Raw genomic sequence first — 19,374 nt, forward strand, 5'->3', positions numbered from 1 at the left:
ACTTCGAAGACACCACGCTCGCCATCGCCGGACTGGTCTCCGACCGCTGCGCCGAACGGTAAGCAAACCACCAAACCGAACCCGGCATACAAGCACTACCGGGTCCTAATCGTGCACGACCTCGTTACTTCCAGCGGTATTGATCTAGGTGGGGGGCGTAGTTGATCGAATCGGGCGACTGTGGCTCCGAGCTGCTGCTACGCCTGGCATGGATGGTCAACGATGGTCGCTGTTGGCTCTCGTTCGACGGCCTGGAAACGGCATGATCTTGGACCACAGCAGAGCCGTCCTGATGCCGTCCCATCAGAGGTGCCGGCCGGTCAAGCCTTGTGGAACCCTGCGCGGGTGACGTGTGAGATGTGCGGACGTGAGCTGGTTCTTCTCGGCGTAACCAACCTTCATGGGCATGGGCCAACCCGGTGGCACTCGTGCTCTCACTGCCCAGCGCAGTTCTACCAGGTCGAGAAGACCGGTGAGTCCTTCTATGGGCCACACGCCCCGATAGACCAACAATGGGCAGCCGGCTACCCGGCCACCGCAGACTCGTCGGACCCGACTGCCACGCTTCACGCCGTGGGCGACGGGAGCCTGTGCGGTCTTCCCCGAGACCAGGTGACGGTGTACCGGCATCACTTCGATCCGTCGCGGCCCAATGCATGTGCCGCCTGCGTGGCTGCCGCCCACGAAGTCGACGCTCGCTGGCCAGCAGAGAAGCGGTTACCCTCCCGGTCCTCACCCGGTTAGTCACCCCGCCGCTGGTGCTGACCGGCGCCACCGCATTCGCGCAGCTCCGGGTGCAGTCGCAGGACGTAACAAAGGAGAAGAATGGGAAGCTTGGGTGAAGACGCACAGGTGTGCCCCACGCGGCCGGGACGTCTCTCGACGTTGTGGACCAGAATTCGCGAGTCATCTACAGTCGGCCGATGGATTCCGGCGCCATCGTCGAGTTTGTTCTGGTGGTCTTCGGAGGCCCTACCTGCCTCTTCCTCCTTGCCGTCCTCACGGCCTGGTGGAAGCAGAAGGACTGAGGCATGATGCGCTGCGCATCCGAGGCGCCCCTGATCTCTCGTCTGTAAGAACTGCGCGCTTCGTCTATCGGCGTCCGTCCGCGTCCGTGACCTCGGGCTACGATCCACGCCCAGTCGCCGCCGGCTGTCCTGATCTCGGGCCGTTGCTGTCCACAGCGGTTATGGGAAGGCGTGACTCGCCCTTCGGATCCTAGAGTGGCGTCCATTTCGGGCCGGCGGGAACGCACACGTCGGGAGCTGGGTGGCTTCCTCAAGGAGTATGGCCGCAGCTCTCGATTTCGTAACGGCATGGATCCGAACGATCGCCAGTACAGCCGCAAACTGGAGACCCAAATCAAGCGGATGCGCCTTGAGGACCTCGACCGCCTGATGCGGGACGACGAAGACGACGACCAGTAGCCACGGACCGTCGGTTTGGAAGGTGCCTAACCTGGGACTGCCCCCGGTTCGGTTGACTCCTGACCTGTGAGGATGCGTTCCTCGCTGGAAGGATGTCTGCCATGCCGAAAGCGCTCCCGCCGGAGTTCCGCCGTGACCTGGTCGCGGTCGCCCGCGCCGGCCGCCGCCGCTGGCGCTCTGCAGGCCGCGCTCAGTCGCGGTGGCGGCCCAGCTCCGCAGCCCGAGGAAGTTGTCCAAGGCGGTCGGGGGCCCCGAGGCGCCGCGGGATGACCAGGGCGTACGCGAGGCCGAGGACCAGGCCGTAGGCGAGGTGGCCGGCCAGGCTCTGCCAGGCCGCGCTGTTCAGGACGAACATGCCCAGGCCCAGCCGTAGCGGCATCAGCGTGAGCCCGCCGAGCACCCACCAGAACGCCCCGTAGAGCACACCGAGCACCGCCGATGCGACGAGGACCTCGGCCAAGGCGCCGAAGATGAGCGCGTACGTGGTGCCGACGAACGCGGAGATCGCCAGGTGCACACCCCAGCCAACGAGGACCGACTCGCCATCGACGAGCCTGGCAACCATCGGCAACATGCCCAGCGCCTGCATCATGACACCGAAGACCACGCCGCCGGCGAGCCCGCCGATCACGCCTGCGCCCACGCGGCAGACCAGGCCCGGTGAGGCCACCGTTGGGTTGTCGGTTGTCATGGGCAGTCCCTCCCCTTTGGGCATGTCCGGTGGTAGCGCGGGCAGTACGGTACCGCTTGCCGGCCAACGCCGTCAGTCGGCTGGATGTCTCATCTGGCGATGGATCTGCGGATGCGCCAGCGCCAGCATCCGAGGAGGGGCTGTCCGACCGAGCGTCGAGGCCAACTGCCTTGGGCGTTTCACCCTGGTCCGCATGCGCGGCCACCGAACCACCAAGGGCTACGTCACCCGCCGTACCGCCGAAGGCAAGACCAGGACCGAGAGCATGCGCTACGTGGCCAGGGAACCTTTTGTGCTGGTGTACGTGGTGGGCGCGGCAGGTTTCGAACCACGGCCACGGCGTGCGAGACGGCCGCGGAGATCGGCGTGTACCTGTTCACGATCGGCCGGGACGGGACGGTGTCGCCGGTCGGTGACGCGGCCGCCGACCTCGCCGAGGCGGGCGTACACGACCCGGACCCGGTCCCGGCGGTCACCGCGCGGCAAATCGTGGAGGAGTACCTCCAAGGCGTCCTCGACCGGATCGGGGCCGCGACCGCGGCTATCGCGGAAGCTCGAGAGCCTCATGATCACCGGGCACAGATCCGGCACAACCGAGCGCGAGTAACGGCGGAAGATGCCGGAAGCCGACGGAAGGCGTTTCCGCAGCTCAGGAGCCACCTCGACGGTAGCGCGCGAGGTCGGGATGCCGGGGCTCTTACTTCCAGCGGAAGTGGATGAAGAGGCGGCCGAAATTCTTGGAGTCCTTCTCCACCCGGTGGTAGAGCTGCTTGACGTCCTTCTGGTCGAGGAACCGCAGCACCCGCTTCTTGAGCTGGCCGGAGCCCTTGCCAGGGATGATCTCCACGAGGGTGGCCTTCTTCGCCACCGCCTCGTCCATGATCCCGCGCAGCGCGCGGTCGATGTCCTGGCCCTTGTTGAAGATGTCGTGGAGATCGAGCTTGAGCTTCACCATCCCATCGTAGGCCCGCCGGGTCGCCGGCCCCGGAGACGGCGAAGGGCAGCCCACCCGGGCTGCCCTGTCCGTTCGTGCTGGTACGGGTCAGCGACCGCCGCTGACCCGACTCTCCACCCGACGCAGCGCGGTCGTGTAGTCGGTGTTGGTCGAGTACATGGCCGCCGCGATGCGCAGGTGCCGCAGCGCGTCGGCGTGCCGGTTCATCCGCTCCAGCGTCCGGCCCAGCACGTGGTGCGCGTAGTGGTCGCTCGGGTCCCGGTCGACCAGCTCGCGCAACTGCTCCTCGGCCCGGTTGAGCTGGGCCGACTGGAAGTACGCCCGGGCCAGCAGCTGCCGCACGGAGGAGTTGCCGGGTTCCGCCTCGACGATCGGCTCGAGCAGCCGGGCCGCTCCGGTCGGGTCACCCGCTTCGAAGAACATGGTCGCCCGTCGGTATTCCGCCAGAAGATCCACTCGACCCACCTCCTCGTGTCGCGCCGCCCTTGTTCCGACGCTGGCACAACACCGGCCTTCCCGCGAGTGTTCCGTTCGCGGAAGTTGCGTCAGGGGGTCGGGTCGTACCGGTCGCCCATCAGGTCCCATGCTCGGACACCGCCGACGATTCCGGCGGTGTTCGGGACGACCACCACGTCGTCACCCATCCGGGCGAGCTGCTCCGGGCGGATCAATCGGGAGTTCCCCCCGCCCAGGTAGAGCCGGTCCCAGTGGAACACCGGGCGCAGCCCGTCCACCACCTGCCGGATCCGGCGGGACCAGAACGCGTCGCCGAGCCGGCGCCGCTCCGGCTCCCCCACGTACGTGTCGTAGGTGGTGCCCCAGCGCACCGGGGCGTGCGACAGCTCCAGGTGCGGGGCGAGCAGCCCGCCGTCGAAGAGCGCGCTGCCCAGCCCGGTGCCGAGGGTCAGCACCAGCTCGCAGCCGGTCCCGGCGACCACGCCCGCGCCGTGCACCTCGGCGTCGTTGAGCACCAGCGCCGGGATCCCGAACGCCTCGGCGAGCGCGGTGCGCGCGTCGTACCCGGACCACTCGGCGACCAGGTCCGGGTCGACCTTGCTGCGCGGCCCGGACCGGGTCACGTAGTGCGGGGTCGCCACCACCACGCCGTGCCGGATCATGCCCGGCATGCCGACGGTCATCCGGTCCGCCGCTGGCAGCCGGGCGCCCAGGTCCAGCAGGGTCTTGACGAGGAGCGACGGCGGCAAAGGGTACGGGGTGGGCACCCGCAGCGGCCGGGCGCGCATCGTCCCGGCGGCGTCCAGCACGGACGCCTTGATCCCGCCGCCGCCGCAGTCGATCGCGAGAGTGGTCACCACGCCCGTGAGTCTCCCTCAGGTCGGTTACCGGCGGAGCGCGGGTCATCGGATCGGCCGCCGGTCGCCGCGCCGGTAGGCTCGACCTCCTCATGAGCGCCACGTTGATCGTCAAGGACCTCGCCGCCGGGCACGGTGACCGGCTGCTCTTCTCCGACCTGGAACTGGTGGTCGCCCCCGGGGACGTGGTCGGGTTGGTGGGGGCGAACGGGGCGGGCAAGTCGACGCTGCTGCGGACCCTCGCCGGGCTCCAGCCGGTGGAGCTGGGCAGCGTCTCGTTGAACCCGCCCACCGCCACCGTCGGCTACCTGCCGCAGGAGCCGGAGCGCCGGCCCGGCGAGGCGGTCCGGGACTTCCTGGCCCGGCGCACCGGGGTCACCGCGGCGCAGGCCGCGCTCGACACCGCCACCGAGGCGCTGACCGTGGGGGCGGCCGGCGCCGATGACGCGTACGCGGAGGCGCTGGAGCGCTGGCTCGGCCTGGGCGGCGCGGACCTGGAGGAACGCGCGGAGCAGGTCGCCGCCGAGCTGGGGCTGACCGTGGGCCTGGACCACCCGATGACCGCTCTCTCCGGCGGGCAGGCGGCCCGGGCCGGATTGGCCTCCCTGCTGCTCAGCCGGTACGACGTCTTCCTGCTCGACGAGCCCACCAACGACCTCGACCTGGCCGGCCTGGACCGGCTGGAGCGGTTCGTCACGGGGCTGCGCGCCGGCACCGTGCTGGTCAGCCACGACCGCGAGTTCCTGACCCGGACGGTGACCCGGGTGCTGGAGCTGGACCTGCCCCAGCAGCAGGTCCGGCACTACGGCGGCGGCTACGCGGCATACCTGGAGGAGCGGGAGGTGGCCCGCCGGCACGCCCGCGCCGGCTACGAGGAGTACGCCGACACCCGGGCGGCGCTGGAGGCTCGCGCCCGCACCCAGCGGGCCTGGATGGAGAAGGGCGTGAAGAACGCCCGGCGCAAGGCCACCGACAACGACAAGATCGGGCGCAAGTTCCGCGCCGAGGCGACGGAGAAGCAGGCGGCGAAGGCCAAGCAGACCGAGCGGCTGATCGAACGGCTGGATGCGGTCGAGGAGCCGCGCAAGGAGTGGGAGCTGCGGATGGAGATCGCCGCCGCGCCGCGCGCCGGCGCCGTCGTGGCCGGGCTCCGGGGCGCCGTCGTACGCCGGGGCGGCTTCACCCTCGGCCCGGTGGACCTCCAGATCGACTGGGCGGACCGGGTGGCGATCACCGGGGCGAACGGCTCCGGCAAGAGCACGCTGCTCGCGGCGCTGCTGGGCCGGCTGCCGCTCGACGAGGGGCACGCCGCGCTCGGTCCCGGGGTGGTGGTCGGCGAGGTCGACCAGGCCCGCGGGCTCTTCCTCGGCGACCAGCCGCTGCTGGACGCCTTCGGCGCCGCCGTACCCGAGCTGGCGCCGGCGGACGCCCGGACGCTGCTGGCCAAGTTCGGCCTGCGGGCGGCGCATGTGCTGCGGCCGGCGGCGACCCTCTCGCCGGGCGAGCGGACCCGCGCGGCGCTGGCCCTGCTTCAGGGGCGCGGGGTCAACCTGCTGGTGCTGGACGAGCCGACCAACCACCTGGACCTGCCGGCGATCGAGCAGTTGGAGTCGGCGCTGGCGAACTACCCGGGCACCCTGCTGCTGGTCACCCACGACCGGCGGATGCTGGAGGCGGTGAGCGTCAACCGGCGGCTGCGGGTGGACGCCGGACGGATCGCCGAGGATTGATCCGTGCCGGCGGCCGCGTGCCGGGTGAGAATGACTCCATGCTCAAGTGGGAGTACGCGCTGCTGGTCCGTCGCCGCCAGGCGGCCACCACCGACATCGGGTGGGAGGTCGTCTTCATCTGGTACGGCCCGGACGGCTCGATGGTCGACGTCACCCCGTACGGCGACACCGCGCTGGCCCACCTGAATCGGGCCGGCGACCAGGGCTGGGAGCTGGTCGCGATGAGCGAGGACCCGTCCCTCGAGGGCCTCACCGAGCTGCACCGCTACCACCTCAAGCGGCCCCGGACGACCGTCCCGCCGCCCCGCCAGCGGATACGCGGCGCGGGCCGGACCGCCCGGCGGACGATCTCCGGCTGACCCGCCGCTGCGGCAGGGTGCGGGCGGGCGGCGCCGGGCCCGGATCTTCATGATCGAGGCATATCGGGCGCGGATCCGGGTAACGGGCGGCCCGGAGGTGGCTCATGGTCGCGATGGCCCAGTCCGCACCGTCGGCCGAGCGGCTGCGCAAGGTCGATGGATTCCTCGCCGAGGCGTGGGCCGATCTGGCCCGGCACGACGAGCGACTCCGCCCGCTGGCGGTGCAGGTGCGCTTCGACCGGGGCGTCGCGCACCTGACCGGCGAGGTGGGCGAGCCGGCCGAGCTGCGACTGGTCCGCGACGTGGTGGGCCGGCTCGCCGGCGTGCTCGGGGTCTGGAGCCGGGTGGGCGTCGGCGGCCGCGCGCCGGTGGTGGTGGACCTGGGTTGCGGGGCCACCAAGCAGTGGCCGGGCAACCTGGGGCTGGACATCTACCCGGCGCCCGGGGTGAACGCGGTGGCCGACCTCTCCGGCTCGCTGCCGCTGGCCGACGATTCGGTGGACGTGTTCTTCGCGGTGCACATCCTGGAGCACCTGATCGACTTCCTGCCGTTGTTGGACGAGTGCCACCGGGCGCTCCGGCCGGGCGGCGTGCTGCACGTGATGAGCCCGTGGTGGCGGCACGTGAACGCGGTCGCCGACCCGACCCACGTCCGGCTGCTGGACGTGCAGACGTTCAAGGGCATCTGCGGTCAGCGCCCGCCGGGCACCCCACGCTGGTACCCCCTGCACGTCGACTGCGACGGCGCTTCCATCTTCGCCGACCTGACCCCGCTGGGCCCGGACGACCCGGCGCCCGCGCCGAGCCACCTGGCCCGCTTCTTCGACTGACCGGGCGGCCCGGGCGGCCCGGTCAGGCGCGGCCGGTGGTGCTCTCGCGGGTGGCCAGCCGGTGGGGGGCGGTGAGCGCCCGGGGCGGCGCCCCCCGGTCGCCGTCGAGGCGGCCGGCCAGCAACTCCACCGCGAGCCGCGCGATGCACTCCTTGTCGGGGGCCACGGTGGTGAGGGTGGGGATGGAGAACCGGCCGTCCTCGATGTCGTCGAAGCCGGCCACCGCGACGTCCTCGGGCACCCGCAGCCCCGCCTCGTGCAGGGCGCGCAGGGCGCCGAGGGCGAGGGTGTCGTTGAAGCAGAAGACGGCGTCGGGGCGTACGCCGGAGGAGAGCAGGTGGCGCACGGCGGCGGCGCCGTCCGCGCGGTGCCAGGCCGGCGCGGGCGCCACCAGCTTCTCGTCGTACCCGATGCCGGCCTCTGCGAGGGCGGCGGTGTAGCCGGCCAGGCGGAGCCGGGCGCTGGCGCCCTCGGGGGTGCGCTGCGAGCCGATGGCGGCGATCCGGCGGCGGCCGAGCCCGATCAGGTGCGCGGTGATCTCCCGGGCGGCGGCCACGTTGTCGATCACGACGTGGTCGGCCGGGCCGTGGTCGACCCGCTCGCCGAGCAGCACCATCGGCATGCCGTCGAGGCCGGCGAGGTCGTCGGCGTTGAGCGCCAGCGGGCTGAAGATCAGGCCGTCGATCATGTGGTCGCCGATCCCGCTGGCGACCTTGCGTTCCTGCTCCGGGCCGCCCCCGGTCTGGTCGATCAGCACGGTCCAGCCGTGCTCGGCGGCGGCGGTGACGACGTGCCGGGCCAGCTCGGCGAAGTACGGGATGTCCAGCTCCGGTACGGCCAGCGCGATCACCCCGGTCCGCCCCTTGCGCAGGTTGCGCGCGGAGAGGTTGGGCCGGTAGTTCAGCTCGGCGATCGCCTCCTCCACCCGGGCCCGGGTGTCCGGCCGGACGTGCAGGTAGCCGTTGACCACATTGGAGACGGTCTTCACCGACACGCCGGCCCGCTCGGCGACGTCCTTGAGCCTGTGCCGCACTGCCAACCCTCCCGTGTCGGTACTGCCGGCACTGTACTGCGACCGCACCCCCTCACAACGTTGCTTAAAACGTGGTGGACGCCGGCTCGCTGGTCCGCTCGGCGGCCTCGTGGCGGGCGAGGCGGTTACGGCGGTAGCCGTAGCCGAAGTAGATGATCCCGCCGAGCAGCATCCAGGCCAGGAACCGGATCCAGGTCTCCACCGACAGGTTGAGCATCAGGTAGAGGCAGGCCAGCGCCGAGACGATCGGCAGCACCGGGGAGAACGGCACCTTGAACGGCCGCTCCAGGTCGGGGCGCTTGCGGCGCAGGATCGGCACCGCCACGGAGACCAGCACGAACGCGCAGAGCGCGCCGATGCTGACCAGGTCGGCCAGGGCGGAGAGTGGCAGGAACCCGGCGAGCAACGCGACGCCGACGGTCATGATCGCCGAGATCCGGTACGGGGTGCCCCAGCGCGGGTGCACCTTGGCGATCGACGGCGGGATCAGCCCGTCGCGGGCGATGGCGAAGCCGATCCGCCCCATGGCCACCAGGCCGACCAGGATGACGCTGGTCAGGCCGGCGATGGCGGCAATGGATACCAGGACGGCCGCCCAGCCGGCGCCGACCGCCTTGAAGGCCGAGGCGATCGGGGCACCCTCGTCGATCTCGGCGTGGGGCACCATGCCGACCAGGACCAGCGAGACGCCGATGTACAGCACGGTCGAGATGATCAGCGTGCCGAGCAGGCCCAGCGGCAGGTCCCGGCGCGGCTTCCTGGTCTCCTCGCCGAGGTTCGCCACCGCCTCGAAGCCGGTGTACGCGAAGAAGACCACGGCGGCGGCGGTGAGCACCCCGGCGAAGCCGAAGACCGACGGCTCCATCCCGAAGATGGCCTGGGTGACCGGCTGCCGGATGCCGTCCTCGGCGCCGCCCGCCGGCTCGGCCGGCGGGATGAACGGGCTGAGGTTGGCGGCCTTCACGAAGAAGAGCCCGGCGACCACGATGAAGACGCAGATCGCCACCTTGACCAGGACGAGCAGGTTGGTCACCCGGGCGGACTCGCGGATGCCGACGATGACCACCACGCCGAGGATCAGCACGATCGCCATGGCGCCGACGTTGACGATGCTGCCCTCCTCGCCGAACCAGGTGGTGGGCAGGCCGACGAGTTCGGCGAGATAGCCGGACCAGCCGCGGGCCACCACCGCCGACCCGAGCGCGAACTCCAGCAGCAGGTCCCAGCCGATGATCCAGGCGACAATCTCGCCCATGGTCGCGTACGCGTAGGTGTAGGCGCTGCCGGCGGTCGGCACGCTGGAAGCCAGCTCGGCGTAGCAGAGCGCGGCAAGCAGGGCGACCACGCCCGCGATGGCGAACGAGACGACCACGCCGGCTCCGGCGTGGTTCTTCGCCTCGATGCCGGTCAGCGTGAAGATGCCGGTGCCGATCACCATGCCGATGCCGAAGCCCATCAGGTCGACGGCGCCGAGCCGGCGGCGCAGCCCGAGTTTCCCGTCGGAGCCGTCGGCATCCGCCTGGGCCACCACGTCGTTGATCGGTTTGGTCCGCAGTACGGACAAAACGACCACCCCTCCCCACGGAGCGGCCACCACGGTGGCGGCCAGTGACCGGCCAAGGTACCCAGGCTCCTCCCAGCCGACCCGCGACTGCCCGTGTCGGAAAGGTCACGATCGAGCGTGTGGGCCGGCTCACCCTCACACGTTCGGCCCCACCTGCTCATCGATCCGTCCGGAGGTCTTGCGCCGCCCGGCGAATAGTGAAAGTTTTCTACCAAGGACGGAGGCTCTGCGACGAATCTTGCCGGATACGCCCGACGTCCGTCATTACCCGACACCCGCCCCGGGAGCCGAACGAAGGGACCGCACCGGATGAAGGCAACTCGGTTCAGAGCCGCCGGGCTCGCCGTGGCGCTGCTCGGCGCGCTCGTCGCCGCCACGCCCGCGAGCGCCGCGGAGAGCGACGCGGCGACCGCCCCCACCTCGACCAACTGCATCACCGACCCGGCCACCCCGAAGCGTCAGTTCCGGGCGATGTGGATCGCGTCGGTGACGAACATCGACTGGCCCAGCAAGGCCTCCCAGACCGCGCCCGACCAGATCGCCAAGCAGAAGGCGGAGTACCTGGGCTGGCTCGACCTGGCCCAGAAGCTCAACCACAACGCGGTCGTGGTCCAGGTCCGCCCGACCGCCGACGCGTTCTGGCCGTCGCCGTACGAGCCGTGGTCGGAGTACCTGACCGGGGTGCGCGGCCAGGACCCGGGCTGGGACCCGCTGGCCTTCCTGGTGGCGGAGTCGCACAAGCGGAACCTCGAGTTCCACGCCTGGTTCAACCCGTACCGCGTCTCCATGCCGGCCCCCGGCGGGGCCGGCGCGGACCTCGCGAAGCTCGCGCCGAACCATCCGGCCCGGCAGCACCCGGACTGGGTCTTCGCCTACCCGCCGGCCGGGGTCGCCGGCAGCCGGCTCTACTACAACCCCGGCATCCCTGAGGTCCGCGAGTTCGTCCAGACCGCGATGATGGACGCGGTCAGCCGGTACGACATCGACGGCGTGCACTTCGACGACTACTTCTACCCGTACCCGAGCGGCACGCACCAGGTGCCGGACGACGCCACCTTCGCCCAGTACAACCGGGGCTTCGCGAACAAGGCCGACTGGCGGCGGGACAACATCAACCTGCTGATCCAGGAAATGAACGCCAAGATCAAGGCGGTCAAGCCGTGGGTGAAGTTCGGCGTCAGCCCGTTCGGCATCTGGCGCAACGCCTCCGCCGACCCGAACGGCTCGGACACCACCGGCTCGCAGTCGTACGACATCATCTCCGCCGACACCCGCAAGTGGGTCAAGGAGGAGTGGATCGACTACGTGGTGCCGCAGCTCTACTGGTACATCGGCCAGTACCCGGCCGCCGACTACGCCCGGCTGGTGCCGTGGTGGGCGGAGACCGTGCGCGGCACCCGGGTGCAGCTCTACATCGGGCAGGCCGACTACAAGAGCGGTGAGCCGGTGTACGGGCCGTTCTGGCAGAACCCGCGGGAACTGTCGGACCACCTGACCCTCAACCGGTCGCACCCGGAGGTGCTCGGCAACGTGCACTTCTCCGCGGTGCAGGTCAAGGCGAACCGGCTCGGAGCCACGGACATCTACGCCGCCGAGCACTACTCCCGCCCGGCGCTGGTCCCGGCCATGGCGCACCTGCCGGCCAAGCCACTGCTCTTCCCCGTGATCACCAGGGCCGAGCGACAGGACGACGGGGTGCACCTGAGCTGGCGGCAGCCGGCGAACGGCAGCGGCCCGTTCGGCACCGCCACCTCGTACGCGATCTACCGGTTCGACGGGACCGGCATCGCGGACCGCTGCGACTTTGCCGACGCGTCGCACCTGGTCGCCACCGTGCGGGGCGACGAGGGCGACGTGCAGTCCTGGATGGACACCACCGCCGCGGCCGGCCAGCGCTACACGTACCACGTGACCGCGCTGGACCGGGTCTGGAACGAGGGCCCGGCCAGCCCGCCGCGCTTCGTACGCTGACAACCCGCGGCGGCCGACCGGCCGCCGTCGGATCGGGACGCCCGGGGCTCGCGACGAGCCCCGGGCGTCCCGCCGTTCACCCCGTGGCCGGCCTGCGGAGCCGCACCTCCAGGCACCGTCCACCCGGGATAGCGCGGGTCACGGCATTGGTCTGTTTCGACGCATGTCACCAACAGTTCGCGCCGACCATCGCTCGACGTTCCTCGATTGATCGACACTGATCGACATCCGGTGACCCGCCGGTAACCGCCGTACCGCACACCCCGCGGAGGTAACCGTGTCCAGACGCCTCGCCACCATTCTCATCTCCGGCACGTTCGCGCTGCTCACCGCGCTGGGCGTGGCCTCCCCCGCGTCCGCCGCGGTGAGCACCGCGCAGAAGCTCTCGGTGCTCTCCAGCTGGACCCAGACCAGCGCCACCAGCTACAACGCCTGGAACGCCGGCCGACTGAACAAGGCCGCCTGGTCCGAGTACGCCTTCGACTGGTCGACCGACTACTGCTCCTCCAGCCCGGACAACCCGCTCGGCTTCAACTTCAGCCTCTCCTGCTACCGGCACGACTTCGGTTACCGCAACTACAAGGCGATGGGCCAGTTCTCCGCCAACAAGTCCCGCCTGGACAGCGCCTTCTACGCCGACCTGAAGCGGGTCTGCGCCACGTACAACATCGTCGTCCGGCCGGCCTGCTACAGCCTGGCCTGGACCTACTACGAGGCGGTCAGCGTCTTCGGCTCCGTCGCCGCCGTCCAGCAGTCCGACATCGACCGCGCCGCCCGGATGAAGGCCGACGCCGAACGCCGCGCCGCCGCCCGCTCCTGACCCGACCACTCGCGTTGATCAAGAGGTTTGCGTCGGGATCCAGCCGGTCCTGGACGCAAACCTCTTGATCACGCGGCCGGTTGGGCGGGAGGCCCGGGAGGGGTCGCTCAGGCGGGGTGGGGATCGGGGGCCTGGTCGGGCCGGCGGGGAGCCGGAGCGCCGGTCGTGCCGAACCGGAGCGAGTCCGCCCCCAGGTCGGGGTGCTCCACGCCGAGCGCCAGCGCCGCCGCCTCCTCCAGGGCCAGCTCGCCGCCCTCGCTGTACGCGGCGTCGAAGGCTCCGTCGCCGAGCACCCGGCGCAGCCGCGCCTGCCGATCCAGCCAGTACGGGCCGTAGATGCCCGGGGTGGCCCGCAGGTTCGCCCGGGTCGCTTGCGCCGCCCCGAAGAGCCGGGCCGCGGTCAACGGGTCACCGCCCAGGGCACACCGCACCGCGATCGCGTTCACCGTGTCGCAGGCCCGGCCGAGGTAACCGTGGCTCATCCGGGAACGGAGCGCCACCAGCAGATGCTCGTGCGCCGCGACCAGGTCCCCCCGGGCCAGCGCCACCGCCCCTGACGTCGGCTTCATGCTGCCCTATGATCACGCCGTCACGCATCGTGAGAACGGTCGGGCACATTCCGACCCAAGGTGCCACCGGATCTCGCCACCGGCAAGGTACGGATCGGCCGGCGGGACGAGGCCGAGCCTGACGTCAGCAGCCGCAGCCGCCGCCGCAGCAGCCACCGCCGGCTGGTGCGGACGCCCCACCGACCGGGCCGGCGCCACCCCGACCGGTGACCGCGACGGTGGACAGGAGTCGCACCGTGTCGGCGTGCCCGTCCGGGCAGGACGCGGGCTCGCCGGCCTCGGCCATCGGCCGGTTGACCTCGAAGGTGTCGCCGCAGGCGCGGCAGCGGAACTCGTAGCGGGGCATGCCACCAGGGTACGACCGGGCCTGACGATCGGGCGGAGATGGGTGATACTCAACGGGTGGTGGACGGCGAGGACAGATCGACGGTTCGGCCCCTGCGACCGGCCGCACCGCCCGACGGCCTCGGGACCGCCGCGGAGTCCACACCGGTCCCCCGCCCCCGACGCCCCTGGCTGAGGTCCACGAAGCCGACCCCCATCGGCGCGGAAACCAAACCCGTCGACGCCACGCCGAGGTCCGGCACGGTCGAGGCGACGCCCGGCGACACCGGGGCCGGGACGGCCTCGCCGGCCGATGAGCCGGCGCCGGACAGCGGGACGGGCGGGCGGCGTCGGCGGATGGCGTTCGCGCACGCGGTACGGGTGCCACCGCCCCGGCAGCTCGCCGTCGGGGCGGCCCGGGCCACCCGGGCCTGGTCCCGCCGTCCCAGCGGGCGGGTCGCCCTGCCCGGGGTGTTCCTGCTCGCCCTGGTGGGGGCGACCGCGGCGGCGGGCGCGCTGCTGGTGCCGCAGGCGGCCCGGCCGCCCCGCCCGGTGGCCGTGGACGCCACCGCGGGCGTCGGCGTCACCGGCGTACCCGCGGGGGGTGCGCTGCCCGGGCCGAGCGGCGACGCCGTACCCCCGGGTCTGCCCGGCGCGACCGGACTGCCCGGCACCCCCCTCCCGGCGGGGACGCCGCTGCCCGGCGGGGCGCGGCCCACCGGCCCGGTCGTCGGTCCGACGCCGACCGGCCGGCCGGCGGACGCGCTGGCCGCGTGGGCGCAACAGATGAGCGCGCGGACCGAGATCCCCGCCGTGGCGATGCAGGCGTACGGCTACGCCCAGCTGGTGCTGGCCGAGACGCACCGCAGCTGCCAGCTCAGCTGGACCACGCTCGCCGCGATCGGGTACGTCGAGTCCCGGCACGGGTCGGCCAACGCCGCCACCCTCAAGTCGACCGGCCGGGCCGAGCCGGAGATCATCGGCGACCCGCTGGACGGGCAGGGCGGCCGGTCCCGGATCCTCGACACCGACCGGGGCGAACTGGACAAGGACCCCACCTACGACCGGGCGCTCGGGCCGATGCAGTTCATCCCCAGCACCTGGCGGGAGATCGGCGCGGACGCGGACAACGACGGCCGCAGCGACCCGCACGACATCGACGACGCCGCTCTCGCCGCCGGCAACTACCTCTGCAAGGGCGGCCGGAACATGACCATTCCCGGCGACTGGTGGGGTGCCATCCTCTCCTACAACGACGTCCGTCGGTACGCCCAGGACGTCTTCGATCGGGCGAACGAGTACGGACAGCTCAGCCGTACGTAAGGTGATCGTTCGCGCACATTGAAGAACTGGGCACTTCCCCCCGGCAGCCATTGACGGCAAGCTAGACGGGTGATGGTGCGCGAGTGGGACCCCAGGACCGCGTCGTCCGCCGAGATCGCGTCGCTGCTGGACACGCTGAACGCGGTCTTGGCGGCCGACCTCCCGCAGGATCCGCCCTGGCGGGAGAGTTCCCTGCGGGAATACCTCTCCGAGGTGATGCCCGGTGAACGGCGGATCTCCTGGGTCGCCCAGGCCGAGCCGGCCGCGGACGGCGCCCCTGGGCAGATCCTCGGGCACGTCAACGTGCTGCTCCTCGGCGGGATCGGGGTGCTGGAGGTGCTGGTGCACCCGTCGCTCCGGCGCACCGGGCTGGGCCGCACCCTGGTCAAGCTGGCCGCCCGCCGGATCCGGGACGAGGGCTTTGGATCGATCGGCGTCGAGGTCGTCGGGGACACCCCGGCGGTGGCCTTCTACGAGTCGCTCAGCTTCACCCGGGAGTACGTCGAGACCCGCAGCGTGCTCGACCTGGGCGCGGTGGACTGGCCGGCGCTGGCGGAGATGGCCACCGGAATCGGGGCCGGCTACCACCTGGAGTTCTGCCCGGGCGGCCCGCCGGACGACCTGATCGAGGCGTACGCCCGGGCGAAGTCCGAGGTGCGCGACGTCGACGACGGCGAGCTGCGCCCCAGCTCGTACGACCCGGAGCGGCTCCGGGACAGCCTGGACACGCTGCACCGGCGCGGCATGAAGCCGTACATCGTGCTCGCCCTGCACGAGCAGAGCGGCGAGGTGGCCGGGCTGACCGAGGTGGTGGTGCCGGCCCAGCACCCGACCCGGGCCGACCAGTACGACACCATCGTGGTGCAGGACCACCGGGGGTACGGCATCGACCGGGCGATCAAGGCGCGGATGCTGCTCGAGCTGCGCTCGGCCGAGCCGGAGCTGGCCGAGGTGCAGACCTGGAACGCCCAGGCCAACGAGGCGATGCTGAAGGTGAACGCCGAGCTGGGCTACCGGCCCGACCGGGACTGGTGCGAGTACGGTGTGGACGTCGCCGAGTTGGTGCACCGCCTCGACGCCCAGCGCTGACAGATATTCACCAAACGGCCCGCCGGGGGATGGACGGCGGACAGGAACGCCCCTTAACTTGCGTTAGTTCCCGTCCGCCCATCGTGGAGGCCTCATGCGCCCGCGCCGCACCATAGCCGCGCTCGCGACCACCGCCGCCGTCTCCGTCACGGCCATCGGCGTCGCACCCCTCGCGGCCAGCGCCGCGCCCACCGACCTGTTCATCTCCGAGTACGTAGAGGGCTCGTCCAACAACAAGGCCATCGAGCTCTACAACGGCACCGGTGCCCCGGTCGACCTGGCCGCCGCCGGCTACCAGCTCCAGCTCTACTTCAACGGCGCCACCACGTCGACGAACGTGGCCCTGAGCGGCACGGTCGCCGCCGGTGACGTGTTCGTCTTCGCCGCCTCCTCGGCCGCGCCGGCGATTCTCGCCCAGGCCGACCAGACGTACGGCTCCGCGCTGTACAACGGCGACGACGCGATCGTGCTGCGCAAGGGCGGCGCGGTGGTCGACTCGATAGGCCAGGTCGGCGTCGACCCGGGCACCGAGTGGGGCACCGGGCTCACCAGCACCGCCGACAACACGCTGCGCCGGCTCCCCTCGGTCACCGCCGGGGACACCGACCCGTCGGACGCCTTCGACCCGGCCGTCCAGTGGACCGGCTTCGCGACCGACACCTTCGACGGCCTGGGCAGCCACTCCGTCGACACCGGCGGCGGCCCGGTCGACCAGCCGGCCACCGTGAACTGCGGCGGCACGCTGACCGTCGAGGCCGGCGCCACCGCGACCCGCGAGGTGACCGCCACCGACGCCGACGACACGATCACCGACCTGGCGGTGACCGCCGTCAGCCCGACCCCGGCGACCGGCTCGATCAGCCGTACCGCCGTCACCCCGGCCGCCGGCACCGGTGGCACCGCCACCGCCACGGTCACCGCCACCGGCCTCCCGGCCGGCTCGTACGCGGTCACCGTGACCTCGACCGACGGCGACGGCACCACCGCCACCTGCACGCTCACCGTGCAGGCCACCAGCGTGCTGTCGGTCGGCGAGGTGCAGGGCCGCACCGGCGACGACGAGAACGGCCGCACCGACCGGTCGCCGCTCGCCCCGGCCAGCGGCAACGGCACCAGCTCCACCCTCTACGACGTGCGCGGCGTGATCACCCAGAAGTCGCTCACCCGCACCTCCGCCGGGGCCGACCAGTACGGCTTCTACCTGCAGAGCCGCACGGGCACCGAGGACGGCGACCCGCTCAGCTCGGACGGCATCTTCGTGTTCACCGGCTCGTTCACCACGCTGATCGGCGGCTACGCGCCGACCGTCGGCGACGAGGTGGTGCTGCGTGGCCGGGTGTCCGAGTTCTTCAGCCAGACCCAGCTCTCCGGCGCCTCGCTGGTGCGCAAGCTGGACTCCGGCCTGGACGTCGACACGGCCGTGCAGGTCGACGACGCGACGCCGCCGGCCGACGCGACCGGCGCCGACCTGTTCTGGGAGCGGCACGAGGGCGCCCGGATGAAGGTCCGCTCGGGCAGCGGGGTCTCCGCCCCGCGGCACATCTTCAGCTCCACCGCCGACTCCGAGATCTACCTGGTGGACCGCGAGGACCCGATCATGAAGCGGACCGACCCGTACGCCCGCCGGGTGTTCCGGGACACGCACCCGCTGGACGACATCCCCGGCCAGCTCTTCGACAACGGCAACAACCAGCGCGTCCTGCTGGGCGCGGGCGGGGTGAAGGCCACCGCCGGTGACTCCACCGCGCTGCTGCCGGAGGCCCGCACCTTCGACACCCTGACCGAGGACGCCTACGGCGCCGTCTCGTACGCCTTCAGCAAGTACAGCGTCCAGCCCGAGCAGCTGACCCTCACCGGTGGCGCCGACCCGGCGGCGAACAACCCGCCGCAGCCGGCGGACCGGAACACCGAGGTCGCGGTCGCCACCTACAACCTGGAGAACCTGTACGACTACCGGGACGACCCCTTCGACGGCTGCGACTTCGCCGGCAACACGGGCTGCACCGGGGTCAGCCCGCCGTTCGACTACGTGCCGGCCAGCGAGGCCGCGTACACCGAGCGGCTGGGCGTCGAGGCGCGGCAGATCATCAACGCCCTGCACAGCCCCGACCTGGTGATGGTGCAGGAGGCCGAGGACCAGGACATCTGCTCGGTCGCCGACGGCAACCTGGTCTGCGGGACCACGAACGACGCCGACGGCGCGCCGGACACCATCCAGGAGCTGGCGCTCACCATCGCGGCGAACGGCGGTCCCGCCTACGCCGCCGCGTACGACCGGACCGGCGCGGACGCCCGGGGCATCACCTCGGCGTTCCTCTACCGCACCGACCGGCTGACGCTGGCCGAGGCGACCGCCACCGACCCGCTGCTGGGCACCGCGCCCGCCGTGGACTACCGCTCGGCGGGGCTGCCGGCCAACGCCGACGTGCAGAACCCGAAGGCGCTCAACGCGGTGCTGCCGGCGGACGTGGACCGGTCCACCGGTGTGGACGGCGCGAACGTCTACACCCGTGCCCCGCAGCTGGGGAAGTTCACCGTGGCGGCGGGGCCCGGCTCTACCGAGCACTACACGCTGTGGGCGCTGAGCAACCACTACTCGTCCGGCCCGGACACCCGGGTCGGGCAGCGGCGGGAGCAGGCCGCGTACGGCGCCGCGCTGGTGCAGGCCATCGAGGCGAGCGACCCGGACGCCCGGGTCATCTACGGCGGTGACCTGAACGTCTTCCCGCGCCCGGACGACCCGATCGCGACCGGGGCGAACCCGACCCCGTCGGACCAGCTCGGCCCGCTGTACCGGGCCGGCCTGACCAACCTCTGGGACGACCTGGTCGCGGAGGTGCCGGCGGCGGCGTACTCGTACACCTTCAGCGGGCAGGCGCAGACGCTGGACAACCTCTTCACCAACGGCAGGCTCCACGACGACCTGGTGCAGATCCGCTCGGCGCACATCAACGCCGACTACCCGACGGACGCCGAGGGCCTCGGCGACCGGGGCGCCAGCGACCACGACCCGCAGGTGGCCCGGTTCCGCTCCCGCGCGTCGCTGACCGTGACGGACGCCTCCGTGGTCGAGGGCGACAAGGGCGACACCGCCCTGACGTTCACGGTCACCGTGTCCCGGCCGCTCTCCGAGTCGGCGCTGATCTGCGCGAGCACCTACGGCACCACCGCGCAGGCCGGTTCCGATTATGACCCGTACGTCGGCTGCCGCACCCTGGCGGCCGGGCGGACGTCGATCGCCTTCCCGGTGACCGTGCGCGGTGACAAGAAGGTCGAGGCGAACGAGCAGTTGAACCTCCTCGTCGCGGGCATACCGGGCCTCCGGCTCGCCGACCCGGTCGCCGTCGGCACCATCACCAACGACGACTGACGGTTC

Annotated in this window: 16 protein-coding genes and 1 pseudogene; 9 read left to right on the top strand and 8 right to left on the bottom strand. The window is 71.7% G+C overall.

From position 1 onward, the window contains the following. Positions 1 to 1,617: 1,617 nt before the first annotated feature. Positions 1,618 to 2,118: a hypothetical protein gene (locus tag SLP03_RS10340; RefSeq protein WP_319460330.1), complete on the bottom strand. Its 501-nt coding sequence runs from the start codon at positions 2,116 to 2,118 to the stop codon at positions 1,618 to 1,620. Positions 2,119 to 2,484: 366 nt separating this feature from the next. Between SLP03_RS10340 and SLP03_RS10345 the strand changes: the two genes are divergently transcribed. Next, entirely contained in the window at positions 2,485 to 2,838 is a 354-nt protein-coding gene (locus SLP03_RS10345; RefSeq protein ID WP_319460331.1) for a hypothetical protein, read from the top strand. Here SLP03_RS10345 and SLP03_RS10350 read toward each other — a convergent pair. The 3 genes from SLP03_RS10350 to SLP03_RS10360 all read right to left on the bottom strand — a co-directional run bounded on the left by SLP03_RS10350 (position 2,816) and on the right by SLP03_RS10360 (position 4,389). Further along, entirely contained in the window at positions 2,816 to 3,070 is a 255-nt protein-coding gene (locus tag SLP03_RS10350) for a Smr/MutS family protein (protein ID WP_117664998.1), read from the bottom strand. The genes SLP03_RS10345 and SLP03_RS10350 overlap by 23 nt on opposite strands. A gap of 90 nt (positions 3,071 to 3,160) precedes the next feature. After that, a complete protein-coding gene (locus tag SLP03_RS10355) occupies positions 3,161 to 3,529 on the bottom strand; it encodes a tetratricopeptide repeat protein (protein ID WP_319460332.1) in 369 nt (122 codons plus the stop codon). A gap of 89 nt (positions 3,530 to 3,618) precedes the next feature. After that, the gene (locus SLP03_RS10360) at positions 3,619 to 4,389 is read right to left on the bottom strand and encodes an ROK family protein (protein ID WP_319460333.1); all 771 of its coding nucleotides are present in this window, start codon (positions 4,387 to 4,389) and stop codon (positions 3,619 to 3,621) included. Between the two features lie 89 nt (positions 4,390 to 4,478). Here SLP03_RS10360 and SLP03_RS10365 point away from each other — a divergent pair, with 89 nt between their 5' ends. The 3 genes from SLP03_RS10365 (at position 4,479) to SLP03_RS10375 (ending at position 7,305) form a co-directional block, all read left to right on the top strand. Continuing rightward, entirely contained in the window at positions 4,479 to 6,116 is a 1,638-nt protein-coding gene (locus SLP03_RS10365; RefSeq protein WP_319460334.1) for an ABC-F family ATP-binding cassette domain-containing protein, read from the top strand. Positions 6,117 to 6,154: 38 nt separating this feature from the next. Beyond that, positions 6,155 to 6,475: a hypothetical protein gene (locus tag SLP03_RS10370; protein WP_319460335.1), complete on the top strand. Its 321-nt coding sequence runs from the start codon at positions 6,155 to 6,157 to the stop codon at positions 6,473 to 6,475. A 104-nt stretch (positions 6,476 to 6,579) separates the two neighbouring features. Continuing rightward, positions 6,580 to 7,305, top strand: a complete 726-nt coding sequence (locus SLP03_RS10375; protein WP_319460336.1) for a methyltransferase domain-containing protein — start codon at positions 6,580 to 6,582, stop codon at positions 7,303 to 7,305. Positions 7,306 to 7,327: 22 nt separating this feature from the next. Here the strand turns inward: SLP03_RS10375 and SLP03_RS10380 are convergent, their stop codons facing one another. Both SLP03_RS10380 and SLP03_RS10385 read right to left on the bottom strand, forming a co-directional pair. Continuing rightward, positions 7,328 to 8,338 carry a LacI family DNA-binding transcriptional regulator gene (locus SLP03_RS10380; RefSeq protein ID WP_319460337.1) on the bottom strand — a complete coding sequence of 337 codons (1,011 nt, stop codon included), beginning with the start codon at positions 8,336 to 8,338 and terminating at the stop codon, positions 7,328 to 7,330. 64 nt (positions 8,339 to 8,402) lie between these two features. Then, a complete protein-coding gene (locus SLP03_RS10385; protein ID WP_319460338.1) occupies positions 8,403 to 9,902 on the bottom strand; it encodes an amino acid permease in 1,500 nt (499 codons plus the stop codon). Between the two features lie 309 nt (positions 9,903 to 10,211). Here SLP03_RS10385 and SLP03_RS10390 point away from each other — a divergent pair, with 309 nt between their 5' ends. Both SLP03_RS10390 and SLP03_RS10395 read left to right on the top strand, forming a co-directional pair. Further along, positions 10,212 to 11,873: a glycoside hydrolase family 10 protein gene (locus tag SLP03_RS10390; RefSeq protein ID WP_319460339.1), complete on the top strand. Its 1,662-nt coding sequence runs from the start codon at positions 10,212 to 10,214 to the stop codon at positions 11,871 to 11,873. A gap of 277 nt (positions 11,874 to 12,150) precedes the next feature. Then, on the top strand, positions 12,151 to 12,693 hold the full coding sequence (locus SLP03_RS10395; RefSeq protein WP_319460340.1) for a phospholipase: 543 nt from the start codon (positions 12,151 to 12,153) through the stop codon (positions 12,691 to 12,693). 107 nt (positions 12,694 to 12,800) lie between these two features. Here SLP03_RS10395 and SLP03_RS10400 read toward each other — a convergent pair. Next, positions 12,801 to 13,247, bottom strand: a pseudogene (locus tag SLP03_RS10400) (adenylate/guanylate cyclase domain-containing protein); the annotation flags it as partial. 139 nt (positions 13,248 to 13,386) lie between these two features. Next, on the bottom strand, positions 13,387 to 13,608 hold the full coding sequence (locus SLP03_RS10405) for a zinc ribbon domain-containing protein (RefSeq protein WP_319460341.1): 222 nt from the start codon (positions 13,606 to 13,608) through the stop codon (positions 13,387 to 13,389). A gap of 56 nt (positions 13,609 to 13,664) precedes the next feature. Between SLP03_RS10405 and SLP03_RS10410 the strand changes: the two genes are divergently transcribed. From SLP03_RS10410 to SLP03_RS10420, 3 genes are all read left to right on the top strand, one after another. Next, entirely contained in the window at positions 13,665 to 14,909 is a 1,245-nt protein-coding gene (locus SLP03_RS10410) for a lytic transglycosylase domain-containing protein (protein WP_319460416.1), read from the top strand. A gap of 72 nt (positions 14,910 to 14,981) precedes the next feature. Next, the gene (locus SLP03_RS10415) at positions 14,982 to 15,998 is read left to right on the top strand and encodes a GNAT family N-acetyltransferase (protein ID WP_319460417.1); all 1,017 of its coding nucleotides are present in this window, start codon (positions 14,982 to 14,984) and stop codon (positions 15,996 to 15,998) included. A 94-nt stretch (positions 15,999 to 16,092) separates the two neighbouring features. Further along, positions 16,093 to 19,368: a lamin tail domain-containing protein gene (locus SLP03_RS10420; RefSeq protein WP_319460342.1), complete on the top strand. Its 3,276-nt coding sequence runs from the start codon at positions 16,093 to 16,095 to the stop codon at positions 19,366 to 19,368. Positions 19,369 to 19,374: the final 6 nt, after the last annotated feature.

It is taken from the genome of Micromonospora sp. RTP1Z1, assembly GCF_033804685.1.
Classification (GTDB): Bacteria; Actinomycetota; Actinomycetes; order Mycobacteriales; family Micromonosporaceae; genus Micromonospora.

Bases quoted from the DNA above. Each gene is read 5' to 3' on its own strand.
- SLP03_RS10340 (WP_319460330.1), bottom strand. From the start codon at position 2,118: ATGACAACCGACAACCCAACGGTGGCCTCACCGGGCCTGGTCTGCCGC.
- SLP03_RS10365 (WP_319460334.1), top strand. From the start codon at position 4,479: ATGAGCGCCACGTTGATCGTCAAGGACCTCGCCGCCGGGCACGGTGAC.
- SLP03_RS10370 (WP_319460335.1), top strand. From the start codon at position 6,155: ATGCTCAAGTGGGAGTACGCGCTGCTGGTCCGTCGCCGCCAGGCGGCC.
- SLP03_RS10375 (WP_319460336.1), top strand. From the start codon at position 6,580: ATGGTCGCGATGGCCCAGTCCGCACCGTCGGCCGAGCGGCTGCGCAAG.
- SLP03_RS10390 (WP_319460339.1), top strand. From the start codon at position 10,212: ATGAAGGCAACTCGGTTCAGAGCCGCCGGGCTCGCCGTGGCGCTGCTC.
- SLP03_RS10405 (WP_319460341.1), bottom strand. From the start codon at position 13,608: ATGCCCCGCTACGAGTTCCGCTGCCGCGCCTGCGGCGACACCTTCGAG.
- SLP03_RS10415 (WP_319460417.1), top strand. From the start codon at position 14,982: ATGGTGCGCGAGTGGGACCCCAGGACCGCGTCGTCCGCCGAGATCGCG.
- SLP03_RS10420 (WP_319460342.1), top strand. From the start codon at position 16,093: ATGCGCCCGCGCCGCACCATAGCCGCGCTCGCGACCACCGCCGCCGTC.